General features: G+C 37.5%; 17 protein-coding genes. 5 read left to right on the plus strand and 12 right to left on the minus strand.

Features of this window, described 5'->3' with window-relative positions; genetic code table 11:
• Positions 1 to 41 precede the first annotated feature (41 nt).
• From nrfA to radC, 5 genes are all read right to left on the minus strand, one after another.
• Entirely contained in the window at positions 42 to 1568 is a 1527-nt protein-coding gene (gene nrfA, locus KP710_RS03325; protein WP_111407109.1) for an ammonia-forming nitrite reductase cytochrome c552 subunit, read from the minus strand.
• Between the two features lie 248 nt (positions 1569 to 1816).
• The gene (gene mutM, locus KP710_RS03330; protein WP_111407108.1) at positions 1817 to 2629 is read right to left on the minus strand and encodes a DNA-formamidopyrimidine glycosylase; all 813 of its coding nucleotides are present in this window, start codon (positions 2627 to 2629) and stop codon (positions 1817 to 1819) included.
• A gap of 71 nt (positions 2630 to 2700) precedes the next feature.
• Positions 2701 to 2871 carry a 50S ribosomal protein L33 gene (gene rpmG / locus KP710_RS03335; protein ID WP_005613503.1) on the minus strand — a complete coding sequence of 57 codons (171 nt, stop codon included), beginning with the start codon at positions 2869 to 2871 and terminating at the stop codon, positions 2701 to 2703.
• 11 nt (positions 2872 to 2882) lie between these two features.
• The gene (gene rpmB / locus KP710_RS03340) at positions 2883 to 3119 is read right to left on the minus strand and encodes a 50S ribosomal protein L28 (RefSeq protein ID WP_005599762.1); all 237 of its coding nucleotides are present in this window, start codon (positions 3117 to 3119) and stop codon (positions 2883 to 2885) included.
• 213 nt (positions 3120 to 3332) lie between these two features.
• Positions 3333 to 3998 carry a RadC family protein gene (gene radC / locus KP710_RS03345; RefSeq protein WP_048954240.1) on the minus strand — a complete coding sequence of 222 codons (666 nt, stop codon included), beginning with the start codon at positions 3996 to 3998 and terminating at the stop codon, positions 3333 to 3335.
• A 163-nt stretch (positions 3999 to 4161) separates the two neighbouring features.
• On the opposite strand from radC, the gene coaBC reads away from it, so the two are divergent.
• From coaBC to crp, 5 genes are read left to right on the plus strand one after another with little or no spacing between them, the layout of a single operon-like run.
• Positions 4162 to 5364 carry a bifunctional phosphopantothenoylcysteine decarboxylase/phosphopantothenate--cysteine ligase CoaBC gene (gene coaBC / locus KP710_RS03350; RefSeq protein WP_140450186.1) on the plus strand — a complete coding sequence of 401 codons (1203 nt, stop codon included), beginning with the start codon at positions 4162 to 4164 and terminating at the stop codon, positions 5362 to 5364.
• 47 nt (positions 5365 to 5411) lie between these two features.
• Positions 5412 to 5867, plus strand: a complete 456-nt coding sequence (gene dut / locus KP710_RS03355) for a dUTP diphosphatase (RefSeq protein WP_048954243.1) — start codon at positions 5412 to 5414, stop codon at positions 5865 to 5867.
• Positions 5868 to 5870: 3 nt separating this feature from the next.
• The gene (gene slmA, locus KP710_RS03360) at positions 5871 to 6527 is read left to right on the plus strand and encodes a nucleoid occlusion factor SlmA (RefSeq protein ID WP_009499832.1); all 657 of its coding nucleotides are present in this window, start codon (positions 5871 to 5873) and stop codon (positions 6525 to 6527) included.
• A 21-nt stretch (positions 6528 to 6548) separates the two neighbouring features.
• On the plus strand, positions 6549 to 6800 hold the full coding sequence (locus tag KP710_RS03365; protein WP_005631427.1) for a YheU family protein: 252 nt from the start codon (positions 6549 to 6551) through the stop codon (positions 6798 to 6800).
• Positions 6785 to 7462 (plus strand): cAMP-activated global transcriptional regulator CRP, encoded by a 678-nt coding sequence (gene crp, locus KP710_RS03370; protein WP_048954245.1) that lies wholly within the window; start codon positions 6785 to 6787, stop codon positions 7460 to 7462. Before KP710_RS03365 ends, crp begins: the two co-directional genes overlap by 16 nt.
• A gap of 364 nt (positions 7463 to 7826) precedes the next feature.
• On the opposite strand, the gene rlmC is transcribed toward crp, so the two are convergent.
• The 7 genes from rlmC to mnmE all read right to left on the minus strand — a co-directional run bounded on the left by rlmC (position 7827) and on the right by mnmE (position 14707).
• A complete protein-coding gene (rlmC, locus tag KP710_RS03375; RefSeq protein WP_215770432.1) occupies positions 7827 to 9005 on the minus strand; it encodes a 23S rRNA (uracil(747)-C(5))-methyltransferase RlmC in 1179 nt (392 codons plus the stop codon).
• A complete protein-coding gene (gene nagZ / locus KP710_RS03380; protein WP_140450184.1) occupies positions 9002 to 10054 on the minus strand; it encodes a beta-N-acetylhexosaminidase in 1053 nt (350 codons plus the stop codon). Before nagZ ends, rlmC begins: the two co-directional genes overlap by 4 nt.
• A 3-nt stretch (positions 10055 to 10057) precedes the next feature.
• Positions 10058 to 10408 carry a YcfL family putative periplasmic lipoprotein gene (locus KP710_RS03385; protein ID WP_106013503.1) on the minus strand — a complete coding sequence of 117 codons (351 nt, stop codon included), beginning with the start codon at positions 10406 to 10408 and terminating at the stop codon, positions 10058 to 10060.
• Positions 10408 to 10758, minus strand: a complete 351-nt coding sequence (gene hinT / locus KP710_RS03390) for a purine nucleoside phosphoramidase (protein ID WP_065246130.1) — start codon at positions 10756 to 10758, stop codon at positions 10408 to 10410. The genes KP710_RS03385 and hinT overlap by 1 nt, the downstream gene beginning before the upstream one ends.
• Positions 10759 to 10836: 78 nt before the next feature.
• A complete protein-coding gene (gene ppiD, locus KP710_RS03395; RefSeq protein WP_140450183.1) occupies positions 10837 to 12705 on the minus strand; it encodes a peptidylprolyl isomerase in 1869 nt (622 codons plus the stop codon).
• Positions 12706 to 12771: 66 nt separating this feature from the next.
• The gene (locus KP710_RS03400) at positions 12772 to 13338 is read right to left on the minus strand and encodes a manganese efflux pump MntP (RefSeq protein ID WP_140450182.1); all 567 of its coding nucleotides are present in this window, start codon (positions 13336 to 13338) and stop codon (positions 12772 to 12774) included.
• Between the two features lie 10 nt (positions 13339 to 13348).
• On the minus strand, positions 13349 to 14707 hold the full coding sequence (gene mnmE / locus KP710_RS03405) for a tRNA uridine-5-carboxymethylaminomethyl(34) synthesis GTPase MnmE (RefSeq protein ID WP_140450181.1): 1359 nt from the start codon (positions 14705 to 14707) through the stop codon (positions 13349 to 13351).
• Between the last annotated feature and the right edge of the window lie 171 nt (positions 14708 to 14878).

A 14878-nucleotide genomic window follows, 5' to 3' on the forward strand; every position in this document is an offset into this window, starting at 1 on the left:
CACTTTCTAGTTTGCACTTAAAAGTGCGGTGGATTTTTCATTTATTTTTGTGCTGGTGGATCAACTAATAAGCCTTTTTCTTTAGCTTGTTGTTCCCATTGTGGTACCACAGTTTTTAAGAATTCTTCTTTAGCTTTGCGTTCTTTTTCAATATCAATACCCATTACTTTCCACGCTTTATCAGCTGTTGAAATATCTGGGATTTGAACTGGAGTTTTCACACCGTGTTTAGTTAAGATTGCTGCAAGTTTAGTACGAGCATCCGCTGCTTTATCTAAGCCAGAACCTAATACACGAAGCACTACTTCAGGTGCGTGCATATGACCACCGTGGCTTGCTGCAGCATAATCCCAACGCCATTGAGCATGACGAATATCCATTAATGCCGCTTCCATTTCTTCTTTAGTTGCACCTGCATCCCAAGCCGCTTTCGCTTCAAAGTGAGCTTTAACAACTTGCTCTTCTAAACGACCCATTACATCTTTCACTTCTTTTTTACGTGAAGTGACGATATCGCGTAATTTTTCTCTGCTTTGATCGTGACAGTTTGCACAAGTGCGGTCAAATGCATCGAATGGATTTTGGATTTGGTGATCAGTATAAACTTTACCGTCTTTACCTTGTACTTTTGGCATGTGACAGTCTACACAAGTTACCCCGTTTTTACCGTGCATACCTAAAGACCAAATTTCAAAGTCAGGGTGTTGAGCTTTTAACATTGGTGCTTTAGAAAGGCTATGAGTCCAGTCACTGAAACCAATTTCATCATAATATTTTTCAATATCATCAACAGTTTGACCTTTATTCCAAGGGAAGGTTACTTGTTTGATATCGCCTGCGAAGTAGTATTCAACGTGGCAGTTTGCACAGATTTCAGCGCGCTTTTCAGTACGAGCTGCAGTGTTGAAACTTAAATTATTGTGTGGGCGACCTTCCGCTTTATCTTTTTCAGCAGTTGCTTTTTCTAAAGCGTCAAGGGCGCGTAATACGTGTGGACGTGCAATACGTAATGCTGGTTTGCCTTCAGCAAAATCTTTAGAGGTCGTATCGTGACAGTCAGCACAACCGATTGAGTTCACGATTTCTGGACCACCTTTTGCCCATTTCGCGTTGAAATAATCTTTTTCGCCCCATTCCGCGATTAAACGTGGAACATCAGGGCCTTTACATGTCCAACATGCCATTGGTTGTGGACCATCATTTGCTGTTTTTGGTGCACCAGTACGTAGAATGCTACGAACATCAGTGACCGCATAAAAGTGACCACGCGGTGCATTGTATTCTTTTGCAAATGAATAACCGCCCCAAAGAACAATTAAGCGTGGATTTTCTTCATCGGCATAAATAATTTTTTCGCCGTTGCCATTTGCAGTTGAACGCCAGCTGTTATATTGATTTGGATATTTTTCTGCAAACTTTTCATTTACAGATTCAATTTTCAAATCTGGTTTTACTGGTTCAACAGGTTGTTCTACTGGCTTATAAACCATATCAGCTACCGCTGAGTTAAATAAGCTTAAACTCGCGAAAGACGCTGCCACAATGAGGCTTTTTTTGAATGCGTTCACGATAATCACTCCATTTGTTGTAATAAAAAAGTTAGGTTAAATAGAAAGTTGAGAATTATTCTTAATACCACATAAAACATGTGGATATAGATTCATTCGAGCGTAAAATAACAAAATAAAAAAGTTTTTCTACTGTCTCTGTAGAAAAACTTGAGATCGATCAAACTTATTTTTCAAAATACCAAGATATAGGTATAAACCCAATAAGAGTTAACTCTTTTTTGTTAAATTTTGAGAGGTTATACCTATTATTTTTTCTGACATCTAGAACAAAAAAAGCTATTTCTTTGTCCAATTACCAAACTCTCAATGTTTGTACCGCACTTCGGACAAGGTTTATCTTTATTGCCATATACCAATAATTCTTGTGCAAAATAACCTGGGCGCCCATCTGGCTGTAAGAAATCTTTAAGTGTAGTTCCACCTTGAATAATAGCTTTTCTCAAAACATCTTTAATCGTATTTACTAGGGAAATACATTGATTGCGGGTCAGATTTTTAGCGAGTTTAAGTGGATGAATACCACAAATAAACAAACTTTCATTCGCATAAATATTTCCAACGCCCACCACCACAGCGTTATCCATCAAGAAGCTTTTAAGTGCGGTCGATTTTTGACGAGATTTTTTGAATAAATATTCTGCATTAAATTCATCAGAAAGCGGTTCAGGCCCTAGCTTTAAGAAAAGATGAAAGTCATCTAAATTCTCCGTCCACAACCATGCACCGAAACGACGAGGATCGTTATAACGTAATAATTTGCCATTGTTCATTACAATATCAATATGATCATGTTTATCTATTGCGCTATCCTGTGGCACAATTCGCACCGAACCTGACATGCCCAAATGCCCGACGATATAGCCTTTTTCCGTGTGAATAATCAAATATTTTGCTCGACGAGTGAGATCTACAATTTTTACATGTTTAAGGGTTATCAATTCCTCTGATACGGCCCAGCGCAATTTAGGCTGGCGCACGACAACTTTCTCAATCGTAAAATTCTTAAGATAAGGGCGAATACCGCGTAGTGCAGTTTCGACTTCGGGAAGTTCCGGCATGATTTGTTCCTTAATAAATTTGTGATACAAAAAAACCCGAACAATGTCGGGCTTTTTCTAAATAAGCAAAATTATTTGATTTTTGCTTCTTTATAGATAACGTGTTTACGCACTACTGGATCAAATTTTTTGATTTCCATTTTTTCAGGCATATTACGTTTGTTTTTATCAGTTGTGTAGAAGTGACCGGTCTCTGCAGTAGAAACTAAACGGATTTTCTCACGAGCGCCTTTAGCTGCCATTTTTTAGCTCCTTAGATTTTTTCGCCACGAGCACGGATTTCAGCTAATACTGCATCAATGCCTTTTTTATCAATAATACGCATACCTTTCGCAGTTAAACGTAAGGTTACGAAACGGTTTTCACTTTCAACCCAGAAACGGTGAGTGTGAAGGTTTGGAAGAAAACGACGACGTGTCGCATTCAACGCGTGTGAGCGGTTATTACCCACAGCTGGACGCTTGCCTGTTACTTGACAAACTCTAGACATAATAATCTCCAATAATTAAATATAAGCTCGAGCTTACGGTTCGGATTGTTTAAAGCCAGTTAAAACCAGCTTGCTACCTCGTCAGGTCGCGCTAATCCGACCCGCTTACTATATTAAAGGTCGCAAATTATACTGGCTTTGTTTTCATTTCTCAAGTGTAAATGCGATTTTCCTAGATGTAATCGGTAAAAAAATGGTCAACATTATAAAAATTTATAATAAAAAGTTCTCTGCAAAAGAATAGCAATCTGTTTTTCCGACAATTAAGTGATCAAGCACTCTGATTTCCATTAGTTCTGCAGACTCCTGAATTTTTTTAGTAATAAGCTGATCCGAATAACTCGGTTCCGTTATACCCGAAGGATGATTATGCGCCAAAATTAAAGCAGCCGCATTACAATAAAGTGCCTCTTTAATTATTTCCCGAGGATAAACCGCTGATACATTAATTGTACCTAAAAATAACCGCTCTTTTTTAATCAAACGATGTTGATTATCCAAAAATAAAACCATGAACACTTCTCTTTCCTCATGTTGCAATTCAGTGAGTAAAAAAAGTTTTACCGTTTCAGGATCATTAATAATCGGTGTACTTAACATCTCTTGCTTTAAATAACGCTTGGTCATTTCCGTAATCGCTTGCAGCTGAATAAATTGCGTAATGCCTAAGCCTTTCACTGAGCAGAAGGCTTTTTCATCTGCAGAAAGTAACGTATGCAAGGAACCAAAATGTGATAAGACATTTTTAGAAAGCTGAATGACTGGGCAGCCTTTTATGCCAGTTCGTAAAAAGATCGCCAGCAATTCATAATCAGCGAGCGTTTCTACACCAAATTTAAGCAATTTTTCCCGTGGCATTAAATCATCATTGTTTTCCATAAAATATTAAACGCAAAATAGAAAAAATTTTGACCGCTCTTTTCTTGTTTTACGAGTAACTTATGTAAAGTCTGCGATATGTATCGCAAAAATAGCATTGGGCATTCAATAAAATTAAAGTAAAATAACGGAATTGTGGCTAAGTACTAACAAAGGTTGAAACATGAAATTAAACGGAAAACATATTGTAGTTGGCATTACTGGCGGAATTGCTGCCTATAAAACAATAGAGTTGATTCGTTTATTACGCAAAGCAGAAGCTGAAGTACGTGTAGTATTAACCCCAGCTGCGGCAGAATTTGTTACGCCTTTAACGCTTCAAGCCATTTCTGGCAATGCTGTCTCACAATCTTTACTTGATCCACAAGCAGAACTGGCAATGGGTCATATTGAGCTTGCCAAATGGGCTGATGCCATTATTATTGCGCCAACTAGTGCAGACTTTATTGCCCGTCTTACTGTAGGCATGGCGAATGATTTACTTTCAACAATTTGTCTTGCGACTGATGCGCCAATTTTTCTTGCCCCAGCAATGAATCAGCAGATGTATCGCCAATCCATTACTCAACAAAATTTAACGGCTCTTCAAACGCGTGGAATTGAGCTTATTGGCCCGAATAGTGGTTTTCAGGCTTGCGGCGATATGGGGAAAGGGCGCATGTCAGAACCTGAGGAAATTTTTACTGCACTTTCTGACTTTTTCTCTCAAAAACAAGATCTACAAGGATTAAATATCGCCATTACAGCAGGCCCAACGCGTGAGGCAATCGATCCTGTTCGTTATATTTCTAACCATAGTTCAGGGAAAATGGGATTTGCGATTGCTGAAGCATTTGCCGAACGTGGGGCGAACGTCACGCTAATTTCAGGGCCAGTGAATTTAACAACACCAAAAAATGTAAATCGAATTAGTGTCACCTCAGCACAAGAAATGTGGCAAGCCTCTCTTGAAAGTGCGATGAAAAATCAAATTTTTATTGGTTGTGCGGCTGTTGCTGATTACAGAGTAGTTGAAGTTGCTGACCAAAAAATCAAAAAATCTGGGGATGAAATATCTATCAAGTTAATTAAAAATCCCGATATTATCTCAGATGTAGGGCATTTAAAAACACATCGTCCTTTTACTGTTGGATTTGCGGCCGAAACCCAAAATGTTGATGATTATGCAAAAGATAAACTTGAACGCAAAAATCTTGATATGATTTGTGCCAACGATGTATCTGGCGGACAAGTTTTTAACGCAGATGAAAATGCCTTGCAGCTTTTCTGGAAAAATGGTCATAAAAAATTATCGCTAAAATCAAAAGTGGAACTTGCAGCTGATTTAGTCAATGAAATTATTGAACGCTATCAAAAAACCTTATAATTCCAACCGCACTTTTACCTAAAAATGAATTTCAAACGGAGTATGACATGAAAAAAATTGACGTAAAAATTTTAGATTCTCGCATTGGAAATGAATTTCCTCTGCCAACTTATGCAACTGAAGGTTCGGCAGGTCTTGATTTACGTGCTTTGATCGATGAAAGCTTTGAAATTCAACCAGGTGAAACCAAATTAATTCCGACGGGCCTTTCAATTTATATTGCAGATCCAAATTTAGCGGCGGTGATTTTGCCTCGCTCGGGTCTTGGCCATAAACATGGCATTGTGCTAGGAAACCTTGTGGGGTTAATTGACTCCGATTATCAAGGAGCATTAATGGTATCAATGTGGAACCGTGGAAATGAGCCATTCAAAATTGAAGTCGGCGATCGCATTGCTCAACTTGTTTTCGTGCCAGTAGTACAAGCCGAATTTAATATTGTAGAAGATTTTCAACAAACCGAACGTGGTGAAGGCGGTTTCGGTCATTCAGGTAAACAATAATTTATGGTAGAAGAACAATTATCTTTATCCGGCGTGGAAGAAATTACGCCTAAAATTGAAACCCCAAAAATTGAAAAAAGAACGGTAAAAGAACGTCGTCAACAAGTGCTGACTGTGTTGATACATATGCTTCATTCCGAACGTGGCATGGAGCGTATGACAACGGCTCGTCTAGCAAAAGAAGTTGGGGTATCTGAAGCTGCGTTATATCGTTACTTTCCAAGCAAAACAAAAATGTTTGAAGCCTTGATCGAGCACATTGAAAATACCTTATTAAGCCGTATTACCGCTTCTATGCGTAACGAAACCCAAACAATGAATCGCATTCATGATATTTTACAAACGATCTTAGATTTTGCCCGTAAAAATCCTGGGTTAACTCGAATTCTAACGGGTCATGCATTAATGTTTGAAGATGCGCAATTGCAAGTTCGAGTCGCACAATTTTTTAATCGTCTTGAAATGCAGTTTGTCAATATTTTACAAATGCGAAAATTGCGTGAAGGACGTGGCTTTAATGTGGATGAACGCGTAATTGCTTCACATTTAGTAACACTATGTGAAGGACAATTTATGCGCTATGTTCGTACTAATTTCCGTCTGAATGCAAGCCAGTCTTTCGAACAACAATGGCGTTTTATCGAGCCACTTTTTGCCTAATTGACTTTACCGAGTAAATATATGATTATTCCTTGGCAAGAACTGGAAGCAGAAACATTAGATAATATCGTAGAAAGCGTAATTTTACGCGAAGGAACCGATTACGGTATAGAAGAACTTTCACTCAACCAAAAAAAACAACTTTTACTGACTCAAATTCGCAATGGAATTGCGGTGATTGTATGGTCTGAATTGCATGAATCCATTGACATCAAAAATAAAACGGAATTTTTGAAACAGGAATGTAAGGAGCACGAATGTCAAATGAATTAACCGAAATTGATGAAGCATCAGTTCCACCACAGGAAGAAGAATCAACGACTCGAGATCCTATTTTAGACTGGTTTCTTACGCATTGCCACTTACACAAATATCCAGCAAAATCTACGCTAATTCATGCGGGAGAGGATGCAACTACACTTTATTATGTGATTAAAGGTACTGTAATGGTCTCTGCAAAAGATGATGAAGGAAAAGAAATGATCCTAACTTATCTAGGAGCTGGACAATTCTTTGGAGAAGCAGGGCTATTTGATGAAGGCTCAAAACGTTCAGCATGGGTTAAAACAAAAACAACATGTGAAATTGCTGAAATTTCCTATAAAAAATATCGTCAATTAATTCAAGCCAACCCTGAAATCTTAATGTTTTTAACCGCACAATTGGCAAGACGTTTACAAAATACTTCACGCCAAGTCAGTAATTTAGCATTCTTAGATGTAGCAGGCCGTATTGCTCAAACGCTAATGAACTTAGCTAAGCAGCCTGAAGCAATGACACATCCTGATGGGATGCAAATCAAAATTACACGTCAAGAAATAGGGCAAATGGTTGGTTGTTCACGAGAAACTGTAGGACGTATTATTAAGATGTTAGAGGATCAGAACCTTATCCATGCTCATGGAAAAACCATCGTGGTATATGGCGCGAGATAATTTTTCATCATAAATCATTCAAAATAAAACCATTCAAAACCAATTTGGATGGTTTTTGTTTAATTAGAAATAATATTCAAAACATTAATTGACAATTAATATAAAGGATTCTATCGTTATCCAACTTCTTACAAATATAGTGGGAAGACAGGATTGGTCTCCTGATATAGTGGCTTTTAAAGGTTTATAACCTTATTGCATAGTTTTATGCCGCAAAAGCTAGAACACCAAGATGCATTTTCTAATCTATGGTGGGCTAGGTAGAAATCCCGCAGGGATGCGTGCAGTAAGCCACTTGCTGTTAAGACCAATTCTGCTTAGTTCCACCACCCTTATTTCAAATTCCCAACCTTTTTATATTTCTTTAAGTATTCTTTTTTCTTTGTAGTAGAACTAATACTTCATAATGAGATGTTTGTGGAAACATATCAAAAAGTTGAATTTTCAACGGTTTATAAAAAGTGAGATGCTGTAAATCTTTGCCCATTGTTACAGAATTACAACTAGAATATAAAATAAAGTCCGATTGCATTTCGTTAAGAAATTCACTTAATTCCTTTCCAATTCCACGACGTGGTGGATTTACAATCACAAGATCTGGCTTATTCTCATTCTGATTTTTCATCACACTTGCCGCGTCTAATGATTGGAAATTTACATGTTCTAAACCTAATATTTTAGCGGAATGACTCGCCGCAAAAATAGCTGATGAGGAAATTTCAATTCCAGTCAACTCAATACTTTTTCCCCATTTTTCCTTTAAAGCTTTAGCGCAATGTAAGCCAAATCCACCCACACCACAAAATAAATCCCAGACTTTATAGATTGGTAATTCACTCACCCATTGCTGAGCTGTAGCATATAATCCCGCCGCCACTTTAGGATTGGTTTGAAAGAAACCTTGTGGGCGAATAAAGAGCGGAATACTATTGAAAATCTCAGGCAAAAATTGTTGTTCTGTCAGAAAAATTTCTTGTTCACCTTCTAAGATGGCCGCATGCTGTGGCTGTAAATTAATGCTAACCACTTCTAAGTGCGGTAATTTTTCCAATAATTTTGGTAATTCTCGACGAATTAATGGTAATTTATTTTCTGTGCGTAATACAAAACGCAACATTAATTTTCCCGTCGCGATACTTTCTGTCAGCAGAATATATTTAAGCTCGCCTTTTTGTTTAGCAATGTTATAAGGTACTAAACCAGCACGTCCAATAAAATCCTTCAAAACCGGAAAAATCAATGAAAAATGAGTTGGATAAAGGGGGCAATCACACAAATCAATCGCACTTTGTGGATCATTAGGATTTTTTAAAATGCCAAGTATCGGGCGTTCAACACTACCACTAACAACCATTTTAGCTTTATTACGAAAGCCTTGTTCATCATATTCAAAAGGAGCCAACCATTGAGCTCCATTGCAATTAATAGAAATCAGTTGCTGCTTTAAATGATGTTGTTTTTCAGTTAGCTGCTGACTATAAGGTATTTCAAGCCATTGACAAGAACGACATTCATTTTGTTTATAGTATCGACAATCAATCATTTTCTTGCGGCCTGAATATCTAGCCAACGGCTTTGAATGTCTGCGAGATTTCGGTGATTCAGTTTCCAACGTTGATCTAAAACCAAGTCATTCCACTTGAACACTCTACGTTTAAATAAATTTTTTAAGCGAGCTTGACGAGTCATAAAGTACGGTTCATTTTCAGTAAGTTCTAGATTATCTAATACTTGAATGACACCTTCACGTTCATTGCACAGTAATAAAAGATCACAACCTGCATTGAGTGCTTTTTTACTACGCTCTACAAAATCGCCCATTACACCAGCGCCTTTCATACCGAGATCATCGGAAAAAATTGCACCTTGGAAATTTAGTTGTTTTCGTAAGATTTCTTTTAACCAATATTCTGAACCACTTGCTGGTTGACTATCACATTGTCTATAAATGACATGCGCAGGCATAATGGCATCGAGTTTATTTTGTGAAATCAACTGTTGGAAAGGTTGGAGATCGCAACTAAAAATTTCATCTTTTGTACGATCATCATAAGGTGTCTCTAAATGAGAATCAGCTAATACATGACCATGACCAGGGAAGTGTTTACCTGTAGAAGCCATACCTGCTTGATGCATACCATCAATAAAAGCGGTTGCTAAATTTACCGCACTTTTTACATCAGATGAAAAACTGCGATCACCAATCGCTCGACATTCGTGTCCCAAATCCAACACTGGCGCAAAACTCAAGTCAATATCTAAGGCAATCATTTCTGCCGCCATTTGCCAACCTGCTTCGTTAGCAAAACTCACTTGTTCAGTTGCTGACAATGTTTCTTGAAAAGCCTGCATTGAAGGTAACATTGTGAATCCATCGCGGAAACGTTGAACTCGTCCGCCTTCTTGATCCACCGTAATCAATAAAGGCTTTTTCACTCGTTGACGAACAGAACGAATCAATTCTTGAATTTGTTCTCTATCTTCAAAATTTCGAGTAAATAAAATCAATCCCGCAACAAGAGGGTGAGAAAGTAACTCAACTTCCTCTTGTTCCAACTCTTTTCCTTTTAAATCAATTAACAACGTGCTCATAAATTATTTTAAATAAAGGCGGTAATTTTTACTTTCTACAGTAGGTTTAATTAAATCGATCGATTTCTCTTCTTGTGGTTTTAGCAAAAATTGAGCGGAATAGCTTTCTTGCTGATTTTCCCAAGTTTGGGTTACCCCTAAATGATCGTACCAATACAAGTAGTAACTTATATTCAAAAGTTGCTGACTTTTATTTTTTATAACCGCTGATTTTTGACTCGTTTCAACTTGAATTAAAGGTGAAAGATTAGATGTGATATTCAAAATCGGCTTCGTTGAATAAGTTAAGTTTTCTACTGAACTTGAACAAGCAGCGAGCACAAGGCTCGCCAAAATTAGAAAATATTTTTTCATTATTTCGCTAACATTCTACCTAAAGGTTCACCACCGACTAAATGCATATGTAAATGGAATACTTCTTGTCCACCATGTTTATTACAATTCACAATTAGGCGGTAACCGTCTTCCGCAATACCTTCTTCTTTAGCGAGTTTAGCCGCTACACTAAATAATCGACCTAGCGTTAGTTCATCTTGCTCCGTCACATCATTCACTGTTGGGATTACTTTATTTGGAATGATCAAAATATGTGTTTTAGCTTGCGGTGAAATATCACGAAATGCAGTGACTAATTCATCTTGATAGACGATATTTGCAGGAATTTCTTTACGGATAATTTTGCTGAAAATTGTTTCCTCTGCCATTGTTTGCTCCCTATAAAAAAGTGCGGTGAATTTACCGCACTTTTTATCAAAATTTATCTGAGATTGCAATTTAATCAATTATTGCTGTGCTTCATCATCTTGATTAATGAAAGAGTCATTGACTTCAATTTTTGCTCTCTCACGCAATCCTTGCATTAATTGCGCTTGAACTTCAGCCTGACTTGTACGTAATAATTGGGCACTAAATTGGCTTAATTCTTTATCGTTAAGCACGCCGTCTTCTACTTTATTTAAAGCAATAATAACTACATCGCCTTTCTCATTATGAGCAACTTGGTAAACCGTTTTACCTGATGTTGGTTTAGCAATTGAAAATACATCATTTGTTAAAATTGGATCTTTATTTTCACTTAAAGTAAAACTCTGCTCACTTGAGAAATTAATTCCATCCACTTTCGATTCAGCATTTTCGCTTAATGCTTTCACCACTTGTTGTGCTTTTTCGTTAAGAACATTTTCAGCCTTCTGGCGTTTTAAGAACATTTCAATATCTGCTTTCGCATCTTCCAATGTTCTCACACCTTCAGGTTTGTGCTCTAACACACGCACTACAATAGCGTGATAATCGCCAACATTCAAAGGCTCTGAATTAGCGCCTCCATTGGCAATATCAGATTCAAAAACCGCAGAAACTACATTAGGGAAATTTAATTCTGCAGGTACATTTTGACGAGAAAAATAACCGCTTTCTTGAACTTTAACACCTGCAACTTGTGCCGCACTATTCAACGATTTACTATCCTCAAAAGCCTTATCACGCACTTGCTTTTCAATTGCGTAATAACGATTTTCTAACAAGGATTTACGAACTAAATCTGCAACCTGTGCTTTCACTTCATCTAAAGTTTGAGCTTTACGCTCTTGCACTAAAACAATATGGTAATTGCCATCCACATTGATTGGTTGGCTATATTGACCTACCTGCAATGCAGCTGCAGCAGCTTCAAAGGCTTTTGGTAATTCATTCGCATTTACCCAACCTAAATCACCACCATTCTCACCAGAAACTTTATCTAAAGATTTAGCTTTAGCTACATCAGCGAAATTTGCACCTTTTTGTAATTCATCGTAAGCCACCTTAGCATCTTGCTCATTTGCAAATTGAATATGTGCTAAACGCTGAGTCATAAATTGAGCTTTATTATCTTGATAATATTGCGCAATTTCTACATCTTTAACTTCGATACCTTTTTCGATTTGGCTACCAGAGAGATCAATATATTGAACCTTCACTTGTTCTGGCTGAACAAAAGATTTTTGATTAGCCTCGTAATAAGCTTTAATTTCATCATCAGATACCGCTTGCTTTGCCATTTCATCAGCAAGAGATAATGTTGCTAAACGAACTGAACGCTTTTGAAAGAAAACTTCTGCGGTATTTTTTGCTTGAGCAGGCACGATAAACTCACTGTTAGCAACACCACTTTGCATTTGTTCAAGGGTTAATGCGCCACGCAAAATAGCTGCATAACCATCTGACGTTAAACGATTTTGTTGTAATACTTGTTGATAAACACCGTTATCAAATTTTCCATTAACTTGAAAATTAGGATCCGTCACGATTGCTCGTTTAATCATTTCATCACTGACGCCTAATTTTAATTCTTTCGCATATTGACGGAGCAATTCTTGATCAATCATTCGATTAATGGTGCTTTGACGAAGTGCGGTAACAAATTCAGGAGAATCTGACTGAGCCATAAATGCTTCGCCTTCGCGTTGTGCACGAGCCTCAAATTCTTGGTTATAGCGATTTAAAAAATCTTGTTGCGAAATCACTTCACCATTAACTTTTGCAGCGTAAGTATCATTTGAACTAAAAAGATAGCCAGACATACCGCCGACTAAAAACGATAATGTGATCAAACCCAGAATAAACTTAGCGGCCTTTGAATTTGATAAATTGTGCATTTTTTCAATTAACATTCTATAACCCTTGTTATAAATATAAAATTTTCCCCGATTATAATCTAAACGTAGAAAATTAGCATCTTAAAAAGTGAAAACACCGTGCTCATAAAGCAAGCTAATGCCAATTCCAATCAGCACTATGCCACCAAAAATCTCCGCTTTTGATCTAAATTTTTGCCCAAGAAAATGACCGCTCTTTACGCCGAATAATGAAACGATAAAAGTAGTCAGTGCAATAATTACCATAGCCGAAAAAATATCGACAGAAAGAAAAGCAAAAGATATGCCAATTGCTAAGGCATCCACACTCGTAGCTAAACCCAAAGTCAATAAACGTTTCAAATTTATAGATGGCTCTACACTTGCTTCAGAGTCTGAATTTAATCCCTCACGCACCATATTAATGCCAATTAATGCAAGTAAAACAAAACCAATCCAATGATCCCAATTTTGAATCATTGAACTGAATTGTAAGCCTACAAAAAAACCTATTGCAGGCATGATACCTTGGAAAAACCCAAAACAGAGAGAAATATAAAGAGCTTGTTTCCAACGAAAAGATCTTAATACAATACCTTTAGAAATGGATACAGCAAAGGCATCCATTGATAAGCCCAGTGCAATAATACAAAGTGTATAAAAGCTCATAATTTAGAAATTATTTTCCAATACAGAAAGAGCTAAAAATATTACCTAGCAAGTCATCTGATGTGAATTCGCCTGTAATTTCACTCAAGTAAGTTTGAACTAAACGTAATTCCTCCGCTAAAAGTTCTCCTGCGTGAAATTCTGTAAGTTGAACCAAACCAATTTGTAAATGTTCTGCGGCTTTCTCAAGGGCATCTAAATGACGACGACGAGCTAAAAAGCCGCCTTCCATGCCTGTTTGGAAACCCATTGCTTGTTTCAAATGATCACGTAAAAGTTGTACACCATCATGTGTTTGAGCGGAAAGACTAATTATTTGATACCCGTCTTCTTCGCTTTCATTTGCTTGTTCGCCATTTAAATCAATTTTGTTTCGAACAATAGTGACAGGCAACGTTGTGGGTAATTTTGCTAAAAATTCTGACCGAACTTTACTTAAATCTGCACTTTCAGGATCGCTACTATCTAACATCAAAATAATACGATCGGCTTGTTCAATCTCCGTCCATGCGCGAGAAATGCCAATGCGCTCGACTTCATCGGTTGCATCTCGAAGACCCGCGGTATCAATAATATGCAATGGCATGCCGTCAATATGAATATGCTCACGCAATACATCGCGCGTTGTACCCGCAATATCCGTGACGATAGCCGCTTCGCGACCAGCAAGCGCATTAAGCAAGCTCGATTTGCCTGCATTCGGACGACCGGCAATCACCACTTTCATGCCTTCACGTAAAATAGAACCTTGTTTGGCTTCAGAGCGAACATCTTCTAACTGATTAATAATACCGCGTAAGTTTGCTTCAATTTTTCCATCCGCCAAGAAATCAATTTCTTCATCAGGAAAATCAATGCTCGCTTCCACATAGGTACGTAAGTAAATAACCGATTCAACTAATTCATTTACTTTCTTTGAAAATTCACCTTGCAAAGATTTTAATGCTGAGCGCGCTGCTTGTTCTGATGTCGCATCAATTAAATCTGCAATGGCTTCCGCTTGAGCAAGATCCAATTTATCATTCAAAAAAGCTTGTTCAGAAAACTCACCCGGTCTCGCCAAACGGATTCCATCAATTTGTAAAATACGTTTGAGTAATAAATCTAATACAACCTGCCCACCGTGACCTTGCAATTCTAATACATCCTCACCAGTAAATGAATTTGGTGATTTGAAGTAAAGGGCAATCCCTTGATCTAAAATAGTGCCATCAGCATCTTTAAAAGGGAGATAATCAGCCATTCTTGGCTTAGGACATTTCCCTAACACCGCTTGTGCAACTTCTGTTGCTAAAGGCCCAGAGACTCTTAAAATCCCAATGCCACCACGACCTGGCGCAGTAGCTTGAGCAACGATTGTTTCTTTCATAAAAAACCTATTATCACGTAGAGTAAGCATACTCTAGACTAATCGTAATATTACCCTATTGAGAAAATGTATATATTTACCAACAGCGCTATTACTATCATTAACCGTAGCAATATTTACCACGACTGATAAAACAAAGAAAGGCACTTTTGGTGCCTTTCTTTCCATTCA

The organism is Haemophilus sp. SZY H35 (genome assembly GCF_018829705.1).
GTDB lineage: Bacteria > Pseudomonadota > Gammaproteobacteria > Enterobacterales > Pasteurellaceae > Haemophilus > Haemophilus haemolyticus_K.

Bases quoted from the DNA above. Each gene is read 5' to 3' on its own strand.
- KP710_RS03400 (WP_140450182.1), bottom strand. From the start codon at position 13,338: ATGAGCTTTTATACACTTTGTATTATTGCACTGGGCTTATCAATGGAT.
- ppiD (WP_140450183.1), bottom strand. From the start codon at position 12,705: ATGTTAATTGAAAAAATGCACAATTTATCAAATTCAAAGGCCGCTAAG.
- radC (WP_048954240.1), bottom strand. From the start codon at position 3,998: ATGGAAAACAATGATGATTTAATGCCACGGGAAAAATTGCTTAAATTT.
- crp (WP_048954245.1), top strand. From the start codon at position 6,785: ATGTCAAATGAATTAACCGAAATTGATGAAGCATCAGTTCCACCACAG.
- mutM (WP_111407108.1), bottom strand. From the start codon at position 2,629: ATGCCGGAACTTCCCGAAGTCGAAACTGCACTACGCGGTATTCGCCCT.
- rpmB (WP_005599762.1), bottom strand. From the start codon at position 3,119: ATGTCTAGAGTTTGTCAAGTAACAGGCAAGCGTCCAGCTGTGGGTAAT.
- coaBC (WP_140450186.1), top strand. From the start codon at position 4,162: ATGAAATTAAACGGAAAACATATTGTAGTTGGCATTACTGGCGGAATT.
- mnmE (WP_140450181.1), bottom strand. From the start codon at position 14,707: ATGAAAGAAACAATCGTTGCTCAAGCTACTGCGCCAGGTCGTGGTGGC.
- rlmC (WP_215770432.1), bottom strand. From the start codon at position 9,005: ATGATTGATTGTCGATACTATAAACAAAATGAATGTCGTTCTTGTCAA.
- slmA (WP_009499832.1), top strand. From the start codon at position 5,871: ATGGTAGAAGAACAATTATCTTTATCCGGCGTGGAAGAAATTACGCCT.
- dut (WP_048954243.1), top strand. From the start codon at position 5,412: ATGAAAAAAATTGACGTAAAAATTTTAGATTCTCGCATTGGAAATGAA.
- rpmG (WP_005613503.1), bottom strand. From the start codon at position 2,871: ATGGCAGCTAAAGGCGCTCGTGAGAAAATCCGTTTAGTTTCTACTGCA.
- KP710_RS03365 (WP_005631427.1), top strand. From the start codon at position 6,549: ATGATTATTCCTTGGCAAGAACTGGAAGCAGAAACATTAGATAATATC.
- KP710_RS03385 (WP_106013503.1), bottom strand. From the start codon at position 10,408: ATGAAAAAATATTTTCTAATTTTGGCGAGCCTTGTGCTCGCTGCTTGT.
- nagZ (WP_140450184.1), bottom strand. From the start codon at position 10,054: ATGAGCACGTTGTTAATTGATTTAAAAGGAAAAGAGTTGGAACAAGAG.
- hinT (WP_065246130.1), bottom strand. From the start codon at position 10,758: ATGGCAGAGGAAACAATTTTCAGCAAAATTATCCGTAAAGAAATTCCT.